This window comes from Aeromonas sp. FDAARGOS 1403 (assembly GCF_019047325.1).
Classification (GTDB): Bacteria; Pseudomonadota; Gammaproteobacteria; order Enterobacterales; family Aeromonadaceae; genus Aeromonas; species Aeromonas dhakensis.
Genome location: NZ_CP077249.1, coordinates 4,195,269 through 4,212,221, shown reverse-complemented (window position 1 = coordinate 4,212,221; position 16,953 = coordinate 4,195,269). Strand labels below are relative to the sequence as shown.

The window sequence follows — 16,953 nt, the reverse complement described above, 5'->3', positions numbered from 1 at the left end:
AATGAGTTTGCTACCAGGCCGTACCAGTCTGTTTGATGACCTGTTTCACGACATGGCCTCCGGTTTCTACATCCGGCCCCTGCACGGGGAGCCGCTGCCGAGCCAGATCAAGCTGGACCTCAAGGAGAGCGACGGCGGCTATCTGCTGCAGGCGGAGCTGCCCGGGGTGGCGAAGGAGGACATCCACGTGGATGTGCACGGCAAGCTGGTGACCCTGAAGGCGGAGATCCGCCAGCACGACAGCCAGAGCCAGGATGAGCGCACCCTGCGCAGCGAGCGCTATTTCGGCAGCGTATCGCGCACCGTCGAACTGCCGGTGGAGGTGACGCCGGAGCAGGTGGTCGCCCGCTTCGACAACGGCATCCTCACCCTGCAACTGCCCAAGCAGACGATGACTCCGGCGCCCCACCGCATCCCCATCGAGTAGCGCCGGCTTGCACACCACGAGGCCCCGCAGTGTGGGGCCTCGCTCTTTCTGGCGGTTGGGGAGCAGGCGGAGGAGAGGGCAAGGGGGTTGGCGGCAACCCCGGCTTGTTCCTGATCACAAGGCCACCCCCGCTCGGCTCCGGCACAGCCCTCCGGGTGGATTTTTTCAGAAGGGGATTGTGCAAATGGGTTTCTTTTGATACCACTGAATGCTTTCCCCTGCGGATCAGCCACCATTGCGCGACAAGGAGTTCCCATGCGCCTGCCACCCTTTCCCCCGCTGGTCTGGATCGTGATCCTGGGCACCTTCATGGTGCGCACCAGTTTCTTCATGGTCTGGCCCTTCCTCTCCATCCTGCTCTACCGGGAGTATGGCCTCTCGGCGTCCGGTATCGGGATGCTGCTGGGTGGCGCGGCCGTGCTCTCCTGCCTTATCGGCTTCTACGTCGGCTGGCTCTCCGACCGGCTCGGCCGGCGCACCATACTGCTGCTCGGCTGCGCCCTGTCGTGCGGTGCCTACCTGTTGCTCGGATTCGGCCACTCCCTCTGGCTCATCACCCTCGGGGTGTTTGGTTCGGGGCTCTCCTACGCCTTTATCGATACCCCGGGCAAGGCGCTGATGGGGGATCTGCTGCCCGAGAAGGCGCTGCGGGAGCTGGCTCTGCACCTGCGCTACTTCCTGCTCAACGTGGGGGCGGGGGTGGGGCCCCTCATCGGCGTCATGGTGGGGCTGGGTGCGCGCCAGGAGACCTTCGTGGTGACGGCCGCCAGCTATGGCCTGCTCGGCATCGCCTTCCTGCTCGGCTTTCGCCGCGACTGCGCCAACCGGCCGGATGCCGGTCTCTCCCTGGGGGCCATGCTCAGGGTAGTGGGGCGGGATCGCGCCTTCATGCTGTTCATCCTCGCCAACCTGCTGATGAATCTGGTCTATGCCCAGGTGGAGTCGCCGCTGATCCAGTACCTGACCCGCGCCGGCGCCCCCGAGGTGGAGACGCTGGTGGCCCTGCTGGTGGCCACCAATGCGCTCACCATCATCACCCTGCAGTTTCCGCTGCTGCACCTGACCCGGCGCTGGCGGGTGAGCCTGCGGCTGCAGTTCTCCATCTTGCTGATGGCATCGGCCCAGGTGATGTTCGCCCTGTCGAGCCCGGCCCTGCTGTGGCCCTGGCTGGTGGCGATGTTCTTGCTGAGCGTGGGGGAGGCGGTGCTGTTTCCGCTCTTCAACGTGCTGATCGACCAGATGGCGCCGGCTCACCTCAAGGGGAGCTACTTCGGCGCCAGCGCCCTGGCCGGGCTCGGTTGGGCGTTCTCGCCTATGGTGGGGGGCTGGTTCTTGCAAGTGTGGGGTGGCCCGGCCCTGTTCGCCGTGATGACCGCGATCTGCATGCTGGTGTTTGCCCTCTACGGGATGGGTCGCCGGGAGGCGCGTCCGTCGGCCTCGCCTGCCGGCTGCGAGGATTAACACGCAAGCGCGTTGACGGCGCTCACTGGCTTGCTGTCGCCGAGGGAATACGCCAATGCCTCACTGCATTCCCATCGAATCACGCCGGCTTGCAAACAACGAGGCCCCGCACTGCGGGGCCTCTTTTTTTATGGTGGCTGGGTTATGGCTGCCAGTTTATGGCTGTTTGGCCACCAGATAGGGGGCGAACTGGGGTGTATGGCTGGCGGCGAAGCCCTGCTCGGTCTTGACGATGAGGTAGACCGCGAGCCCGTGCGCCCTGGCAAAGGCCATCGCCTGCTCCGGCCCCATCACCATGAGGGCGGTGTCGAGGGCGTCGGCCTCGAGCGCTGTCGGGGTGATGACGCTGGCGGAGACCAGCTTGTGGGTGATGGGCTGGCCGCTGGCGGGGTCGATGATGTGGGAGTAGCGCTGGCCGTCGAGCTCGTAGTAGTTGCGATAGCTGCCGGCGGTGCTGAGGGCCATGCCGTTGGGGATCACCACGTCCGAGAAGGCGCCGGGCTGGTCGGACGGCTCGACGATGGCCACCCGCCAGGGTTTGCCCTTGGCGTTGTTGCCCTTGCTGCGCACGGCGCCGGCCACCTCGATAAGGTAGTTGTGCACCCCTTTTTGCTCGAGCAGGCCGGCAATCTCGTCGGAGGCCGCCCCCTCGCCCAGGGTGGAGAGATCGAGGTAGAGATCGGGAATGCCCTTGCCGAGCAGGAAGTGATCCCCCTCTGGGGTCAAGGTCAGCCGGTCGATGCCCACCTTCTGGCGGGCGCTGGCGATCTGCTCGGCGCTGGGGCGCTTGACCGGACGTTTGTCCGGCCCGAATCCCCACAGGTTGACCAGCGGGCCCACGGTGACGTCGAGCTTGCCTTTGGTGAGATGGCCGGCATCGATGCCCTGCTGCACGATTTTGGCCATGGTGGCGGGAATGGCCATAGGTGGCTGGCCGCTGCCCTGATTGAAGCGGGAGATGAGGGAGTTCGGGTCGTAGGTGGAGATCTCGTGATTCATGCGCGCCAGCAGGGCGTCGACCTCCTGCTGCAGCGCAGGCTCCCCGCCCGGGAAGGGATCGCTCAGGGTCACCGCATAATAGGTGCCCATGGTCTTGCCCTGGATGCGGGTCTGGGTCGGGGCTGGCTGACAGGCGGTCAGCATCAGCAGCAGGGTCAACAACAGGCCGCGGGGGGCCGGGCGAGCAAGGAGCGACATGCGGGATCTCTCTGGCTAAAAACGGATGGCACGGGCCTTGGCCGCGTGCCGGGGCCGCCAGCTTAGCCAAGGGCGCGGCGGCGGGCGAGCGTCGGTTGGAGAAAAGGGCGGGAGATAATTAAACAAAGAGTGGTTAATGGGCGGCGCGGCCGGTTTGTCCAGTCAAATAATGGGAACAATCTGGTGACCTGACCCGCAGCTTTGCGCTAAAGACATAGCCGAATGACGACAGTTGAGTAGAATAAGGTCGATTTTGACAGCATGTTTGCCAGCCATGGTGCGAGCCTGCAGGCAATTGTGTTGCCATCTATTGCCAATCAAAGGAGAGGATGATGAAAAAGGCGATTACCCTGCTGTTTCTGAGCACCCTGGCTGCCCCGGCTCTGGCCGATGAGTGCGCGTTGGTCATCGAAGGCAATGATGCCATGCAGTACAACCTCAAGGAGATGAGCGTACCGGCCACCTGCAAAGAGGTGACCGTGACCCTGAACCATACCGGCAAGATGCCGGTGACCGCCATGGGCCACAACTGGGCGCTGGCCAACACCGCCGACTATCAGGCCGTTGCCACCGCGGGCATGAGTGCCGGTGCCGAGAACAACTACCTGCCCAAGGATGACCCGCGCGTGCTGGCCCACACCAAGCTGGTGGGCGGTGGCGAGAGCACCAGCGTCACCTTCAAGACCGACGGCCTGGCCGGCAAAGATCTCACCTTCTTCTGCTCCTTCCCCGGCCACTTCGCCATGATGAAGGGCACCTTCAAGGTCGGCTAAGCAGCGCTTGTCGATCCAGAAGCCGGGCAGTGCCCGGCTTTTTTGTGGCCGCTTGCCATGCCGTAGGGAACCTTGGCTCTGCGCCGGGAGCTGTGCGCCGTTTTATGATCCGGCGCGGGGTGAGTGGGGAGCATAGCGGGTAAGATAGGCCCCTTTCGGGCCTGATGGTCCGCCTGAGAGGAGTCGTTTGTCGTGAGAAACGCCATCAACTGGGTGGTCGGCTGTTGCCTGCTGCTGGTGTGCGCCATTGCGCTGGCGGCAGAGCCGCCGGTGAAGAAGAGCCGCAACGGCATCTGCCATCCCAAGGGCGGTACCTACTACAGCCGTACCAAGCACTACACCCCTTATGACTCCATGCAGGCCTGCCTCGACAGCGGCGGCCGGGCGCCGAAACGCTGACCGGGCTCGGCCTGCGCCTGCCACCTATTTGGGCTGCAGGGTAAAGAAGGCGATGGCGCTCTTCTTCTGGCAGTCGAACTGGATGCTATGCTCGCCGCTGATCAGCAGGGTCTCGTTGACCGCCATGGGCTGTCCCGCCGCCGTGAGCTGGCCGCTCAGCAGGTAGCAGAGATAGGTCTTGTCCGCCTCCAGGGTGAGGCTGAGCGGGAAGGGGAGGTTGAGTACTCGCACGTTGGCGCTGAGGCGGGCCGGATCATAGATGAGCCCCAGATCCGTCACCTCTTTTTTCAGCAGCTCACAGTGGGTGTCGTCATCCCCGCTGAAGTGGGCCGCCTCGAAGGTGGCGTAGGGGTGGCCGTTGAGCACGAAGCCGGCCCCGCTGATGGGCAGCAGGATGCGCTGATAGCCGGGGAATTTCGAGAAGGGGCCGGCCTCCTTGATGGGCGCCGAGCTCAGCCGATAGGCAAAATCGAGCCTGTCGAGGCTGGCGCCGGCAGGGGAGATGAGGATCTGGGCTGTGGTGCCCTGCTTGTTCTTCCAGGGCATCTTCAGCTGGTCGGACTCTTTTATCAGGGTGATCAATGGCGCCTCTGCAGGTGGTGAGCGGAGTGAATTGTGTGGCCCAGTGATACCATCCCGCCCGCCGGCCCACAAGGTTGCGTCTGTTCGTCCCGCACTGCCCGCCCACTATTTCATCAGTTTCATCAGTCAGGCCAGCCATCGCCCTTGCGTTGGCTGCTTGCCTGTCGCGGCTGTATGAAACGCAACCACTTGTGCAGGGCGGCGAGAGGGCAAAACGGCAGGCTGTGATCCTGTCGCTGTTAAAGCGGCGGCGGCTCGCTACACTGGCTGCTCTGTTGCCCAAGGAGGCCCCATGACTCACAAGATCATTCTGGATACCGATCCCGGTATCGATGACGCCATGGCAATTCTGTTTGCCGAAGCCCACCCCGCCATCGAGCTGCTCGCCATCACCACGGTATTTGGCAATGCCACCATCGAGAACGGCACCCACAACGCCCTCTGGCTCAAGCAGCAATACGGCATGAAGGCGGATGTGGCGCAGGGGGCGGCCGCCCCGCTGCGACGCGAGCCGGTGGGCCCGACCACTGTGGTACACGGCCCGAGCGGGTTTGGCGACGTGACGGCGGGGGAGGTGACGCTCACCCCGGATCCCCGGCCGGCCTGGCAATACATAGTCGAAGCGGTGAAGGCCGCGCCCGGCGAGATCACCCTGGTCACCATAGGGCCGCTCACCAACTTGGCACTGGCGCTGCAGGCGGCCCCCGAGATTGCCGGCCTGGTGAAGCAGGTGGTGGTGATGGGCGGCGCCTTCGGCGTCAACGGCCATCGCGGCAATGTGACCCCCTATGCCGAGGCCAACATCCACGACGATCCGGATGCCGCTGACCGGGTGTTCACCGCCCGCTGGCCAGTGGTGATCATCGGGCTTGACGTGACCCAGCAGAGCTTCTTCAGCAGCGCCTATCTGGACGCGCTGCGCGACGAAGCGGGCGAGCCGGGCCGCTTCCTTTGGGATGTGAGCCGCTTCTACCTGCGCTTCTACTCCGAGCGGATCGGGCTCGATGGCTGCCACGTGCACGACCCGTCCGCCATCGCCTACGTGATCGATCCGACCCTGTTCACCCTGCGCGCGGGGCCGGTGCGGGTCATCAACGACGGCCCTGCCATCGGCCATACCCTGCAAAAATTTGATGGCAAGTCCCACCCCCACGACGAGTGGGCCGACCATCCGGCTCAGCAGGTCGGGGTGGCGGTGCGGGATCAGGCGCTGCTGGCGCTCTATCGGGAGACGCTGGTGGCCTGGGGTCGCAACCGCTAGAGGGCTCGGCGAGCAGGGTGGCTTGCGGTCGGACTTGAGGTACGGCTGTGATCCGCACCAAACAATTGGGGGCCAGTTGCGGCTTATACTGGCTGCAACCGTGTGAAGAAGGAGAAACAGGATGGCCTGGTTGTCGTTGCTGGTGGCGATTGCCCTGATCTGGTGGTTGATGAAGCTGGGGCGTGGCGCCCTGTTCGAGATCCGGCTTGCCCCCGGCAAGGTGCAGGTCAAGCGGGGCAAGGTGTCGCCCGCGTTTATCGAGCATGCCAAACAGATCCTGCGCCACGAGACGGTGCGCGGGCGCATCCTGGGTCAGCGCGATGGTGATGGGGTCAGGCTGGTCTTCTCCCGCTCCATTCCGGAGCCGGTGGCCCAGCGCTTTCGCAACATCTTCCCCTATGGCGATTACCGGCTGGGGGCGGTGCCGCTCTCCGGCTCCAAACCGCGCAAGGGGTGAGTCGTCACTCACACAGCAAACGGGCCTCCACTGGAGGCCCGTTTCGTTAGGGTCGGCGTGACCTATGGGTGCAGGGCGCGCTGGGCCTTGACCGTCTCCGGCTTGATGGCCACCCCTTCATTGCCCCAGGAGGCGCGCAGGGTATTGACCAGCTCGGCGATCTGCTGATCGTTGAGGGTCCAGCCGTAGCCCGGCATGTGGTAGCCGATATTGCCCTGGGTGATGGGGGTCTCGGCGCCGTGCAGCAGCACGTTGAGCAGGCTGCTCGGGTCCTCGGCCAGCACGGTCTGGTTGCCGATCAGGGAGGGGATGACGTGGTCGTTGCCGCGCCCGTCGTTGCCGTGGCAGGTGGAGCAGTACATGGCGTAGTCCGCCTTGCCGCCGGCACTGGCGTAGGCCCGGTTGCCCCTGGCGGCCGGTGCCTCGTCATCCAGCCCGGTCAGGTAGGTGGCGATGCTGGCCAGATCGGCGTCGCTGAAGTACTGGCTGCTGTGAGTGATCACTTCCGCCATGGGGCCGCTGACGGCCTGATGCTGGCTGCGGCCGGTTTTCAGCAGATCGATGAGGGCCTGCTTGTCGTAGCGGCTGCCGCGAATGTCGGGGGCATACCAGCCATCCAGGGTGGCGCCGCTCAGATAGAGAGGATCCGCCTCGGTCAGGGCTTTCTCCTGCATGCCGATCCCGCGCGGGGTGTGGCAGCTGCCGCAGTGGCCGGCCCCCTGCACCAGATAGGCGCCGCGGTTCCACTCTTCACTCTTGCCGGCGACCGGGGTGAAGCGGCCGTCATCGTGATAGAGCCAGTTCCAGCCCCTGAGGGGCCAGCGCATGTTGAGTGGCCAGGGGATGTCGCTCGCCTTGTTGGCAATGGCCTGCGGCTGCACATCCTGCATCAGGTAGTGGTAGAGGGCGGTGAGATCCTCATCGCTCATCTTGGCGTAGGCGGTGTAGGGCATGGCCGGGTAGAGGGGATCGCCGCTGCGGGTGATCCCTTCGCGCATCACCTTGATGAACTCGGGCAGGCTGTAGTTGCCGATGCCGTGGGTCTTGTCCGGGGTGATGTTGGTGGCGTAGACGGTGCCGACCGGGGTGGGGAAACCCTTGCCGCCGGCGAGCGGCTTGCTCGCCTCGCTGGTGTGGCAGGCGGCGCAGTCCCCCAGCTTGGCCACGTATTCACCCGCCGACATGGCGGGGGCGGCTTGCAGGGCGAAGGTGGGCAGGGCCAGCAGCACGGCGCTGGCAGTCAGGGAACGGATCATTTGGCACCTCCCTTGGTCAGGGCGACCAGCTCGTTGACGGCGCGCCACGCCTCGTCGATGGCGGCGTGAGCATAGGGGCTCCAGCCCGCGTCCGAGTTGGCGATGGTGATGTTGCCCACCGGCTGGCGACCCAGCTCAATGAAGCGCTCCGACTGCTCGTCGTCGTCAAACAGGGAGTTGGCGATGTAGGAGTAGCCGTGGGACCAGCGGTTGACCGTGATGGCGAGGATATCCTGCTCATGGTTGAAGCCGGCCTCGCCCAGCATGGCCTGCAATTGTTCGCGGATCATCTGCTCGTGCTGCTCGAACGGCATGCCGAGGAGCATGGCGCGCCCCTTGCGGGACTGCTCGCGGGCCGACAGGCCGCTGCCCGGCAGGGTCGGCACATAGACCATGTGCAGGCACATGGGCTGATCCGGGTTCTTGGGATGCTCATAGCCGCCGAGGTCGACCGGGTAGTCGAGCTTGACCCGGCTGTAGGGGGCGGCCGGGGCATAGACCTCGTGCACGCCGAGTTTGACGAACGGCTGCCAGTTTCTGATCACCACCTTGGTGTAGACCAGCGGCGCCTTGACGTTCTGGCGCAGCGCCTCCTTCTGGGGCTCCGGCATCTCGGGCACCAGGTAGGGGATCATCATGTTGTAGCCGGCCATGATGCACTGTCTGGCCTGCACCCGGTGCAGCTTGCCCTCCTTGATGTAGGTGACGTTCACCCCCTGTTTGCCGTCCTTGAGCGGTACGTTTCTGGCCTGCAGCGCCGTGCTGCCAAGGCGCAGCTGCACCTTGTGCTCGGGGCGGTCGAGCTGGCTGTAGTCGAACCTGGCCAGCACCACGTCCTGCATGGTGTGGCCTGGGGCCACCTGCGGGATGAGCTTGCGCACCATCAAGCGGGTGAGGCCGGCGTTGCCATCCGGGAAGTGGAAGATGTAGGGGTCGTCCAGCTCGGCCTGGGATTCCGCATCGAGCGGGGTGAGATCCATGCCGGCAAAGCCCGGCAGGGCGCACAGGCGGGCGTCGGCGCAGGAGGTGGCATCGATGCCGACCGCCTGGAAGTCGTCGGTACGCTGCTGGAAAAAGGTGATGGCCCGCTCGCTCAGCCCCACCTTGTCGCGCAGGAAGGTGGTGTAGCTGTTGCTCTCCATCCAGGCGTCTTTCTGCTCGCGGGTCATGCCGTGCAGGTAGTCGGTCTTCTCTTCGTGCAGCGCCAGCAGGGCGGCCTTGTCGGTGTCGTCGAACGGGAAGTCGCCGATGAACTCGGCCAGCGGCCGGCCGTTCAAGCGATCGCGCGGGATGTCGTCGGCCACGCTGTGGCCCGGATCGCCGCTCACTATCTTGTTGACCCCGAAGTGCTTCTCGTCAAAGAAGACGCCGCGGCTCAAGCCCAGATCCGGATAGAAGGTCTGCTGGAAGCCTTTGGCCAGCTCGTCGATGTTGACCTCCAGCGCCTTGAGCAGCCCCAGCGCCACCGGGCTGTAGACGGAGCGCGGCGATTGCAGGGATTCGCTGCCGCCGTAACCCAGCCGCAGGCCATCCGGGGTGGTGAACTCGTTGCGCTTGGCGTGGCCGCCGAAGTCGTCGTGGTTGTCGAGCAGCAGGATCTTTTTGTCCGCCCCGAGCAGTTGCTGGTAGAAGCAGGCGGCGGAGAGGCCGCTGATGCCGGCGCCGACGATCACCAGATCGTACTCGCCCTCCAGCGGGAGGTGGGCGAAGTCATACTGCTTGCCGTCGCGGGCGATGCTGTGAGCCGGCTCGAAGGAGCCCGGATGGTTGCCGCGCAGGCCAGTGAGAGCGGGCGGATAGACCAGCGTCTTCTCGGCCAGCGCCTTGCCGCCTTCGGCTGCCTGCAGCAGCTGGATGGGGGCGACGCCGGCCGCAATGGCAATGGCGACGCCGTTGAGAAAGTCTCTGCGTGTGATGCTCATGGCAATCCCTGTAAATGAAGAGTCGAATGAGAAGTGGGATAGGGTTGAATTCGTGACTGACGAGTAACGAAGGGGCGCAACCTACCGCTATATCCCGATGGAGTCCATGGGTTTGATAATAACTTATTAAACAAAATGGGGGATCATGTGATGGCCATGGCGGTGAGATAGATGAAATATGCATGTTTGTGGGGCAAAGCCACATCAATACCAAGGAATTAATTGAAATTTAATTTGATTAATTATGGTTAATTTCGAGTCTCGCCTTTATTCGGCCATGGTCGACAAACAGGGCCTGATTATCGCCTGAAATTTCACCGCAAGGCCACCAAATGACACCCCTTATCCTTGTAAAATAAAAGGTTAAACGACGAGGTGGTCATTTAATCAACGCCGATTGAATGAAATTGAGCCAGCCGCTGATTAATTGAGAAGGGCCCGATATGGATAAATTCAGCGGCGTCAAGCCATTAACATGCGACACACAGAAATCGCAAACAGCACACAAGTGAAAGATTAATTTTTCATGTTGTTCACATCCCCCCCCGGTGAAATAGAATGCTGCGTTTTTCTTACCACTTTAGCCTTGCGAAGATGAGGACATTGCATGAGACCTTTTGATGTAAAGAGGGGCTTGGGCGCTTTGCTGTTGCTCGCGACTGCCGGCTTGCTGAGCGGCTGCGACATGGCGCTGATGAGCCCCAAGGGGCAAGTTGGTCTGGAGCAGAAGTCACTGATATTGACCGCACTCGGCTTGATGCTGATCGTGGTGGTGCCCGTGATCGTGATGGCAGTGGCGTTCGCTTACAAATACCGAGCGTCCAACACCAATGCCACCTATGCGCCTGACTGGGCCCACTCCAACAAGATTGAAGCGGTCGTCTGGACCGTACCCGTCATCATTATCGCCATCCTGGCGGTGATTACCTGGAAGACCTCCCACTCTCTGGATCCCTACAAACCGTTGGAATCCGAGGTGAAACCGATCCAGGTCGATGTCATCTCCCTTGACTGGAAATGGTTGTTTGTCTATCCGGAGCTGGGTATCGCCTCGGTCAACGAGCTGGCATTCCCGGTCAACACCCCGGTCAATTTCCGGGTGACCTCCGACACCGTGATGAACTCCTTCTTCATTCCCCAGCTGGGCGGCCAGATCTACGCCATGGCGGGCATGCAGACCAAGCTGCACCTGATCGCCAACGAGGCAGGCCAGTACAAGGGCATCTCGGGTGGCTACAGCGGCGCCGGTTTCTCCGGCATGAAGTTCAACGCCATCGCCACGCAGGATCAGGCCGGTTTCGACGCCTGGGTCGCCAAGGTGAAAGCCTCTTCCAAGGCGCTCAACACCATGGATGAGTTCAATACCCTGGCCAAGAAGAGCGAAAACCACCCGGTGGAGTACTTCGCCAGCGCCGATCCCAAGCTGTTCGTCAACATCATCAACAAGTTCATGGGCGACATGAAGCACGGCGAGCACGCCGCCATGCAGCACGGCGAAGCGCAGACCGCGATGCCGCATGATGCCTCCATGAGCCACGAAGGCATGGAGCATGACGCCTCCATGAGCCATGAAGGCATGGAGCACGGCGACGCCATGCTCCATGAGGCCCAGGGCGAGCAGATGGACCACGCCGGTCACATGCCGGCCGACAAGACAGTGAAAGCGGGTACTAACTGATGTTTGGAAAATTAACACTCGATGCCATTCCGTACCATGAACCCATCATCATGGTCACGATCGCCGGCATCATTCTGGGTGGGCTGGGTATCGCCGGTCTCATCACCTATTTCGGCAAGTGGCAATATCTGTGGAAAGAGTGGCTGACCTCGGTCGACCACAAACGCCTCGGTATCATGTATCTCATCCTCGGCATGGTCATGCTGCTGCGCGGCTTTGCCGATGCTGTGATGATGCGTACCCAGCAGGTCATGGCCTCGGCCGGGGGCGAGGGCATACTGCCACCGCACCACTACGACCAGATCTTCACCGCCCACGGCGTCATCATGATCTTCTTCGTGGCCATGCCGCTGGTGATCGGTCTGATGAACATCGTGGTGCCGCTGCAGATCGGTGCCCGTGACGTCGCCTTCCCCTTCCTGAACAACCTGAGCTTCTGGTTCACCGCCGCGGCCGTGGTGCTGATCAACGTCTCCCTCGGGGTTGGTGAATTCGCCCAGACCGGCTGGCTGGCCTATCCGCCCTTGTCGGGGCTGGAGTTCAGTCCGGGGGTCGGGGTCGACTACTGGATCTGGAGTCTGCAGATCTCGGGTCTGGGGACCTTGCTGACCGGCGTGAACTTCTTCGCCACCATCATCAAGATGCGCGCCCCTGGCATGACCATGATGCGCTTGCCGGTGTTCACCTGGACCGCCCTGTGCGCCAACGTGCTGATCATCGCCTCCTTCCCGATCCTGACCGTCACCATCGCCCTGCTCACCGCAGACCGCTACCTGGGTACCCATTTCTTTACCAATGACATGGGTGGCAACATGATGATGTACATCAACCTGATCTGGGCCTGGGGTCACCCCGAGGTGTACATCCTGGTACTGCCGGTGTTCGGGATCTTCTCCGAAGTGGTGGCGACCTTCTGCAAGAAGAAGCTGTTCGGTTACACCTCGCTGGTGTGGGCGACCATCGCCATTACCGTGCTCTCCTTCATCGTCTGGCTGCACCACTTCTTCACCATGGGCTCGGGCGCCAACGTGAATGCCTTCTTCGGCATCACCACCATGATCATCTCCATCCCGACCGGGGTGAAGATCTTCAACTGGCTGTTCACCATGTACCGCGGTCGCATCGAGTTCACCTCGCCCATGCTGTGGACCGTCGGCTTCATCATCACCTTCACCGTGGGTGGCATGACCGGGGTACTGCTCTCCGTGCCGGCCGCCAACTTCGTGCTGCACAACAGCCTGTTCCTGATCGCCCACTTCCACAACGTCATCATCGGCGGCGTGGTGTTCGGTTGCTTCGCCGGTATCACCTACTGGTTCCCGAAAGCGTTCGGCTTCAAGCTGGATGACGTCTGGGGCAAGCGCGCGTTCTGGTTCTGGATCACCGGCTTCTTCGTGGCCTTCATGCCGCTCTACGTACTGGGCTTCATGGGCATGACCCGTCGCGTCAGCCAGAACATCGATCCCGAGTTCCACGGCTGGCTGGTGGTGGCTGCCTGCGGCGCCGGTCTGATTGCGCTGGGCGTACTGTGCCAGGTGATCCAGATCGTGGTCAGCATCCGCGACCGCGAGAAGAACCGCGACCTGACCGGCGATCCCTGGGGTGGCCGTACCCTGGAGTGGTCCACTTCCTCGCCGCCCCCCTTCTACAACTTCGCCATCGAGCCGAAGATCAAAGGGCTGGATGCGTTCTGGGAAGCCAAGCAGGACGGTTCTGCCTATCAGCAGCCCAAGCACTATGACCCGATCCACATGCCGAAAAACTCCGGTGCCGGCGTCATCATCGCCGCCTTCAGCACCCTGTTCGGCTTTGCCATGATCTGGCACATCTGGTGGATGGCCATCGCCGGTTTCGTCGGCATGATCGCCACCTGGATCATCCACAGCTTCAACGACGACGTGGACTACTACGTGCAGGTTGACGAGATCGAGCGGATCGAGCGTCAGCATTTTGAAAATCTCAACAAGGTGGCTTAATTCCATGGCGACTGACGTTCTACATCACACTCACGGTGCCCATGAGGATGGGCACCATGATGCCGGCGCCAACAAGGTATTCGGCTTCTGGATCTACCTGATGAGTGACTGCATCCTGTTCGCGACCCTGTTCGCGACCTATGCGGTCCTGGTCAACGGCACCGCCGGCGGTCCGAGCGGCAAGGACATCTTCGAACTGCCGTTCGTGTTTGCCGAAACCATGCTGCTGCTGCTGAGCTCCATCACCTTTGGCTTTGGCATGCTGGCCATGAACAAGAACAAGGTGGCGGCGGTCAATACCTGGCTGTTCATCACCTTCCTGTTCGGTGCCGGCTTCATCGCGATGGAGATCTATGAATTCCATCACCTGATTGCCGAGGGTTACGGTCCGGATCGCAGCGGCTTCCTCTCCGCCTTCTTCACCCTGGTGGGTACCCACGGTATCCACGTGACCAGCGGTCTTGTCTGGATCATCGTGATGATGGTGCTGGTAGCCAAGAAGGGGCTGACCGATCGCAACCGTACCCGTCTGATGTGCCTGAGCCTGTTCTGGCACTTCCTCGACGTGGTGTGGATCTGCGTCTTCACCGTGGTCTATCTGATGGGGGTCATGTAATGAGTCATTCCGTTGACAATATTGACTGTGCCAGCCACGACAGTGTCAGAACCTATCTGAAGGGGGTCATGTAAATGAGCACTCATTCCGTTGACAATCACGGCGCCAGCCACGGCAGCGCCAAGAGCTACCTGATCGGCTTCGTGCTGTCCCTGATCCTGACCGCAGTGCCGTTCTGGATGGTGATGGACGGTTCTGCCTCCCACACCACCGTGCTGGCCACCGTGGTCGGCATGGCGGTGGTGCAGATCTTCGTGCACCTGGTCTACTTCCTGCACATGAACACCTCGTCCGAGGAGCGCTGGAACCTGGTGGCACTGATCTTTACCGTGCTCATCATCGCCATCGTGGTCGTGGGTTCCCTGTGGATCATGTACAACCTCAACATCAACATGATGGTTCACTGAGCAGGTTGGCAATGATGATGAAGCAATACCTGCAAGTGACCAAGCCGGGCATCATCTTCGGTAACCTCATCTCGGTTATCGGAGGGTTCCTGCTGGCCTCCAAGGGGAGCCTGGATGTGCCCCTCTTCATCCTGACCATGGCTGGTGTATCACTGGTGGTCGCCTCCGGTTGCGTGTTCAACAACTACATCGACCGGGACATCGACTGCATCATGGAGCGCACCAAGAACCGTGCTCTGGTGAAGGGTCTGATCGCCCCCGGCGTATCGCTCTGGTACGCGAGCGCCCTCGGCATTGCGGGCATTGCACTGCTCTACTTTGCGGCCAACCCGTTGGCCGCCTTGCTGGCGGTGCTGGGCTTCATTGTCTATGTGGGGGTCTACAGCCTCTACATGAAGCGTCACTCGGTTTACGGCACCCTGGTCGGCAGCCTCTCCGGCGCCGCACCGCCGGTCATCGGCTACTGCGCGGTGAGCGGTCAGTTCGACTCAGGCGCGCTGATCCTGCTGGCGATCTTCAGCCTGTGGCAGATGCCGCACTCCTATGCGATCGCCATCTTCCGCTTCAAGGATTACCAGGCGGCCAACATCCCGGTACTGCCGGTGGTGAAGGGAATTTCGGTGGCCAAACACCACATCACCCTCTACATCCTGGCCTTTATGGTGCCGACCCTGATGCTGTTCCTCGGCGGTTATGCCGGTTACAAGTATCTGGTGGTGGCCACCGCGGTCAGCGTCTGGTGGCTGGGGATGGCGCTGTCTGGCTACAAGGCGGCGGTGGACGACTCCCTCTGGGCGCGCAAGCTGTTCATGTTCTCCATCGTCACCATCACTTGTCTCAGCGTGATGATGTCGGTGGACTTCCAGCCGGAGGCAGCGCCGGTATTAGTGAGCATGCTGCCCTGATAGTGTGACTTGCCCCCCTAAAATGCATGAAATCCAGAGCCGGGAACCTTCCCGGCTCTGTTATTATGGGGCCGCCCCGTCGGGCACTTTTCCCTTGTGTCGGGTGTGGCATGGCGCGTGTCGGCCACCCCTTGAGTCTTCCTTTTTCCTGACCTATCGAGGCCATCATGAATGATTTCACCATGACGAGGGGCGAGCGCCGTGCCACCTGGGCGCTCGGCTCCGTCTTCTCGTTGCGCATGCTCGGCATGTTTATGGTGCTGCCGGTGCTGACCACCTACGGCATGTCGCTGGCGGGGGCCTCCGAGGCGCTCATCGGCCTGGCCATCGGCATCTACGGCATGACCCAGGCGCTGTTCCAGATCCCGTTCGGCCTGCTCTCCGACAAGGTGGGCCGCAAGCCCCTCATCGTCGGCGGCCTGCTGATGTTTGCCTTTGGCAGCGTGATCGCGGCGCTGACTCACTCCATCTGGGGGGTGATCCTCGGCCGCGCCCTGCAGGGCAGCGGCGCCATCTCCGCCGCCGTGATGGCGCTCTTGTCGGATCTCACCCGCGAGCAGAACCGCACCAAGGCGATGGCCTTCATCGGGGTGAGCTTTGGCATCACCTTCGCCATTGCCATGGTGACCGGCCCCCTTATCACCCATGCGCTGGGGCTCTCCGGCCTGTTCTGGCTGATCGCCCTGCTGGCGCTGGGGGGCATCGCCGTCACTCTCTGGCTGGTGCCGACCCCGAGCGGCCACCTGCTCAATCGCGAGTCCGGCATGGTGAAGGGGGGGATGCGCACCGTGCTGACCAACCCGCGCCTGCTCAAGCTCAACTTCGGCATCCTCTGCGTGCACACCCTGCTGATGTCGAGCTTCGTGGCGCTGCCGCCGCTGCTGGAGCGCGCCGGTTTGCCCCGCGACAGCCAGTGGCAGGCTTATCTGGTCACCATGCTGATCGCCTTCGTCAGCGTGGTGCCGTTCATCATCTATGCCGAGAAGCGCAGAAAGATGAAGCGGGTGTTCCAGATCTGCGTGCTGGTGATGCTCGTCGCCGAGCTGGTGCTCTGGCAAAGCGGCCTGCAGCTGTGGGGCCTGCTGGCCGGGCTGCAGATCTTCTTCATCGGTTTCAACGTGATGGAGGCGCTGCTGCCGTCCCTTATCAGCAAGGAGTCGCCCCCCGGCTACAAGGGTACCGCCATGGGGATCTACTCCACCAGCCAGTTCATCGGGGTGGCCATCGGCGGCAGCCTCGGCGGCCTGCTCTACAGCCTGGGGGGCGGCGCCCTGGTGTTTGGCGGTTGCGCCGCGCTGGCCCTCGTCTGGCTCGGGGTCAGCCTGACCATGGCCGAGCCCCCCTATGTGAGCAGCCTGCGCATCGTGTTGCCGGAAGGGGTGGAGGCCGACACTGCGCTCGAGCAGAAGATCCGCGCCTGCGAGGGGGTGAGCGACGTGCTGCTGGCCGCTGCCGAGCGCTCCGTCTATGTGAAGGTGGACAGCAAGCGCCTGAGCCGGCGCGATCTGGAGTCGCTGGTCGCCGCCTGAGGACGCCTGCCAGCATGAAGAAGCCCGCCAATTCGGCGGGCTTTTTATTGGGCTGTGCTCAGCTGGGCTCTATTCCGCTGGATTGCGTCCAGCTGTGTTTGATAGGG

General features: G+C 62.5%; 16 protein-coding genes. 12 read left to right on the top strand and 4 right to left on the bottom strand.

Features of this window, described 5'->3' with window-relative positions; genetic code table 11:
• Position 1: 1 nt before the first annotated feature.
• Positions 2-427: an Hsp20/alpha crystallin family protein gene (locus I6L33_RS19295; protein ID WP_211052221.1), complete on the top strand. Its 426-nt coding sequence runs from the start codon at positions 2-4 to the stop codon at positions 425-427.
• A gap of 255 nt (positions 428-682) precedes the next feature.
• Positions 683-1,888 (top strand): MFS transporter, encoded by a 1,206-nt coding sequence (locus I6L33_RS19290; protein ID WP_095592348.1) that lies wholly within the window; start codon positions 683-685, stop codon positions 1,886-1,888.
• Positions 1,889-2,044: 156 nt separating this feature from the next.
• Here the strand turns inward: I6L33_RS19290 and I6L33_RS19285 are convergent, their stop codons facing one another.
• Positions 2,045-3,085, bottom strand: coding sequence for an FAD:protein FMN transferase (locus I6L33_RS19285; RefSeq protein WP_211028504.1), 1,041 nt, complete (start codon positions 3,083-3,085; stop codon positions 2,045-2,047).
• A gap of 332 nt (positions 3,086-3,417) precedes the next feature.
• Between I6L33_RS19285 and azu the strand changes: the two genes are divergently transcribed.
• The gene (gene azu, locus I6L33_RS19280; protein ID WP_005302949.1) at positions 3,418-3,858 is read left to right on the top strand and encodes an azurin; all 441 of its coding nucleotides are present in this window, start codon (positions 3,418-3,420) and stop codon (positions 3,856-3,858) included.
• Positions 3,859-4,050: 192 nt separating this feature from the next.
• The gene (locus I6L33_RS19275; RefSeq protein WP_005302947.1) at positions 4,051-4,257 is read left to right on the top strand and encodes a hypothetical protein; all 207 of its coding nucleotides are present in this window, start codon (positions 4,051-4,053) and stop codon (positions 4,255-4,257) included.
• Positions 4,258-4,281: 24 nt separating this feature from the next.
• Here I6L33_RS19275 and I6L33_RS19270 read toward each other — a convergent pair whose 3' ends face one another.
• Positions 4,282-4,839: a HutD family protein gene (locus I6L33_RS19270; RefSeq protein ID WP_216973144.1), complete on the bottom strand. Its 558-nt coding sequence runs from the start codon at positions 4,837-4,839 to the stop codon at positions 4,282-4,284.
• Between the two features lie 292 nt (positions 4,840-5,131).
• Between I6L33_RS19270 and I6L33_RS19265 the strand changes: the two genes are divergently transcribed.
• Positions 5,132-6,100: a nucleoside hydrolase gene (locus I6L33_RS19265; protein ID WP_216973143.1), complete on the top strand. Its 969-nt coding sequence runs from the start codon at positions 5,132-5,134 to the stop codon at positions 6,098-6,100.
• Positions 6,101-6,221: 121 nt separating this feature from the next.
• Positions 6,222-6,557, top strand: a complete 336-nt coding sequence (locus tag I6L33_RS19260; protein ID WP_042049182.1) for a DUF3634 family protein — start codon at positions 6,222-6,224, stop codon at positions 6,555-6,557.
• Positions 6,558-6,619: 62 nt separating this feature from the next.
• Here I6L33_RS19260 and I6L33_RS19255 read toward each other — a convergent pair whose 3' ends face one another.
• A complete protein-coding gene (locus I6L33_RS19255) occupies positions 6,620-7,813 on the bottom strand; it encodes a cytochrome c (protein ID WP_216973142.1) in 1,194 nt (397 codons plus the stop codon).
• Positions 7,810-9,735 carry an FAD/NAD(P)-binding protein gene (locus I6L33_RS19250; protein ID WP_117402851.1) on the bottom strand — a complete coding sequence of 642 codons (1,926 nt, stop codon included), beginning with the start codon at positions 9,733-9,735 and terminating at the stop codon, positions 7,810-7,812. Before I6L33_RS19250 ends, I6L33_RS19255 begins: the two co-directional genes overlap by 4 nt.
• A gap of 607 nt (positions 9,736-10,342) precedes the next feature.
• Here I6L33_RS19250 and cyoA point away from each other — a divergent pair.
• The 6 genes from cyoA (at position 10,343) to I6L33_RS19220 (ending at position 16,846) form a co-directional block, all read left to right on the top strand.
• A complete protein-coding gene (gene cyoA / locus I6L33_RS19245) occupies positions 10,343-11,413 on the top strand; it encodes a cytochrome o ubiquinol oxidase subunit II (protein WP_216973141.1) in 1,071 nt (356 codons plus the stop codon).
• Positions 11,413-13,389: a cytochrome o ubiquinol oxidase subunit I gene (cyoB, locus tag I6L33_RS19240; RefSeq protein ID WP_216973140.1), complete on the top strand. Its 1,977-nt coding sequence runs from the start codon at positions 11,413-11,415 to the stop codon at positions 13,387-13,389. The genes cyoA and cyoB overlap by 1 nt, the downstream gene beginning before the upstream one ends.
• A gap of 4 nt (positions 13,390-13,393) precedes the next feature.
• Entirely contained in the window at positions 13,394-14,005 is a 612-nt protein-coding gene (locus I6L33_RS19235) for a cytochrome o ubiquinol oxidase subunit III (protein ID WP_005302934.1), read from the top strand.
• A 74-nt stretch (positions 14,006-14,079) separates the two neighbouring features.
• Positions 14,080-14,412, top strand: a complete 333-nt coding sequence (locus I6L33_RS19230; RefSeq protein ID WP_039213398.1) for a cytochrome o ubiquinol oxidase subunit IV — start codon at positions 14,080-14,082, stop codon at positions 14,410-14,412.
• An 11-nt stretch (positions 14,413-14,423) separates the two neighbouring features.
• Entirely contained in the window at positions 14,424-15,317 is an 894-nt protein-coding gene (cyoE, locus tag I6L33_RS19225) for a heme o synthase (RefSeq protein WP_117402857.1), read from the top strand.
• A gap of 167 nt (positions 15,318-15,484) precedes the next feature.
• Positions 15,485-16,846 (top strand): MFS transporter, encoded by a 1,362-nt coding sequence (locus I6L33_RS19220; RefSeq protein ID WP_216973139.1) that lies wholly within the window; start codon positions 15,485-15,487, stop codon positions 16,844-16,846.
• The last annotated feature ends 107 nt before the right edge of the window (positions 16,847-16,953 follow it).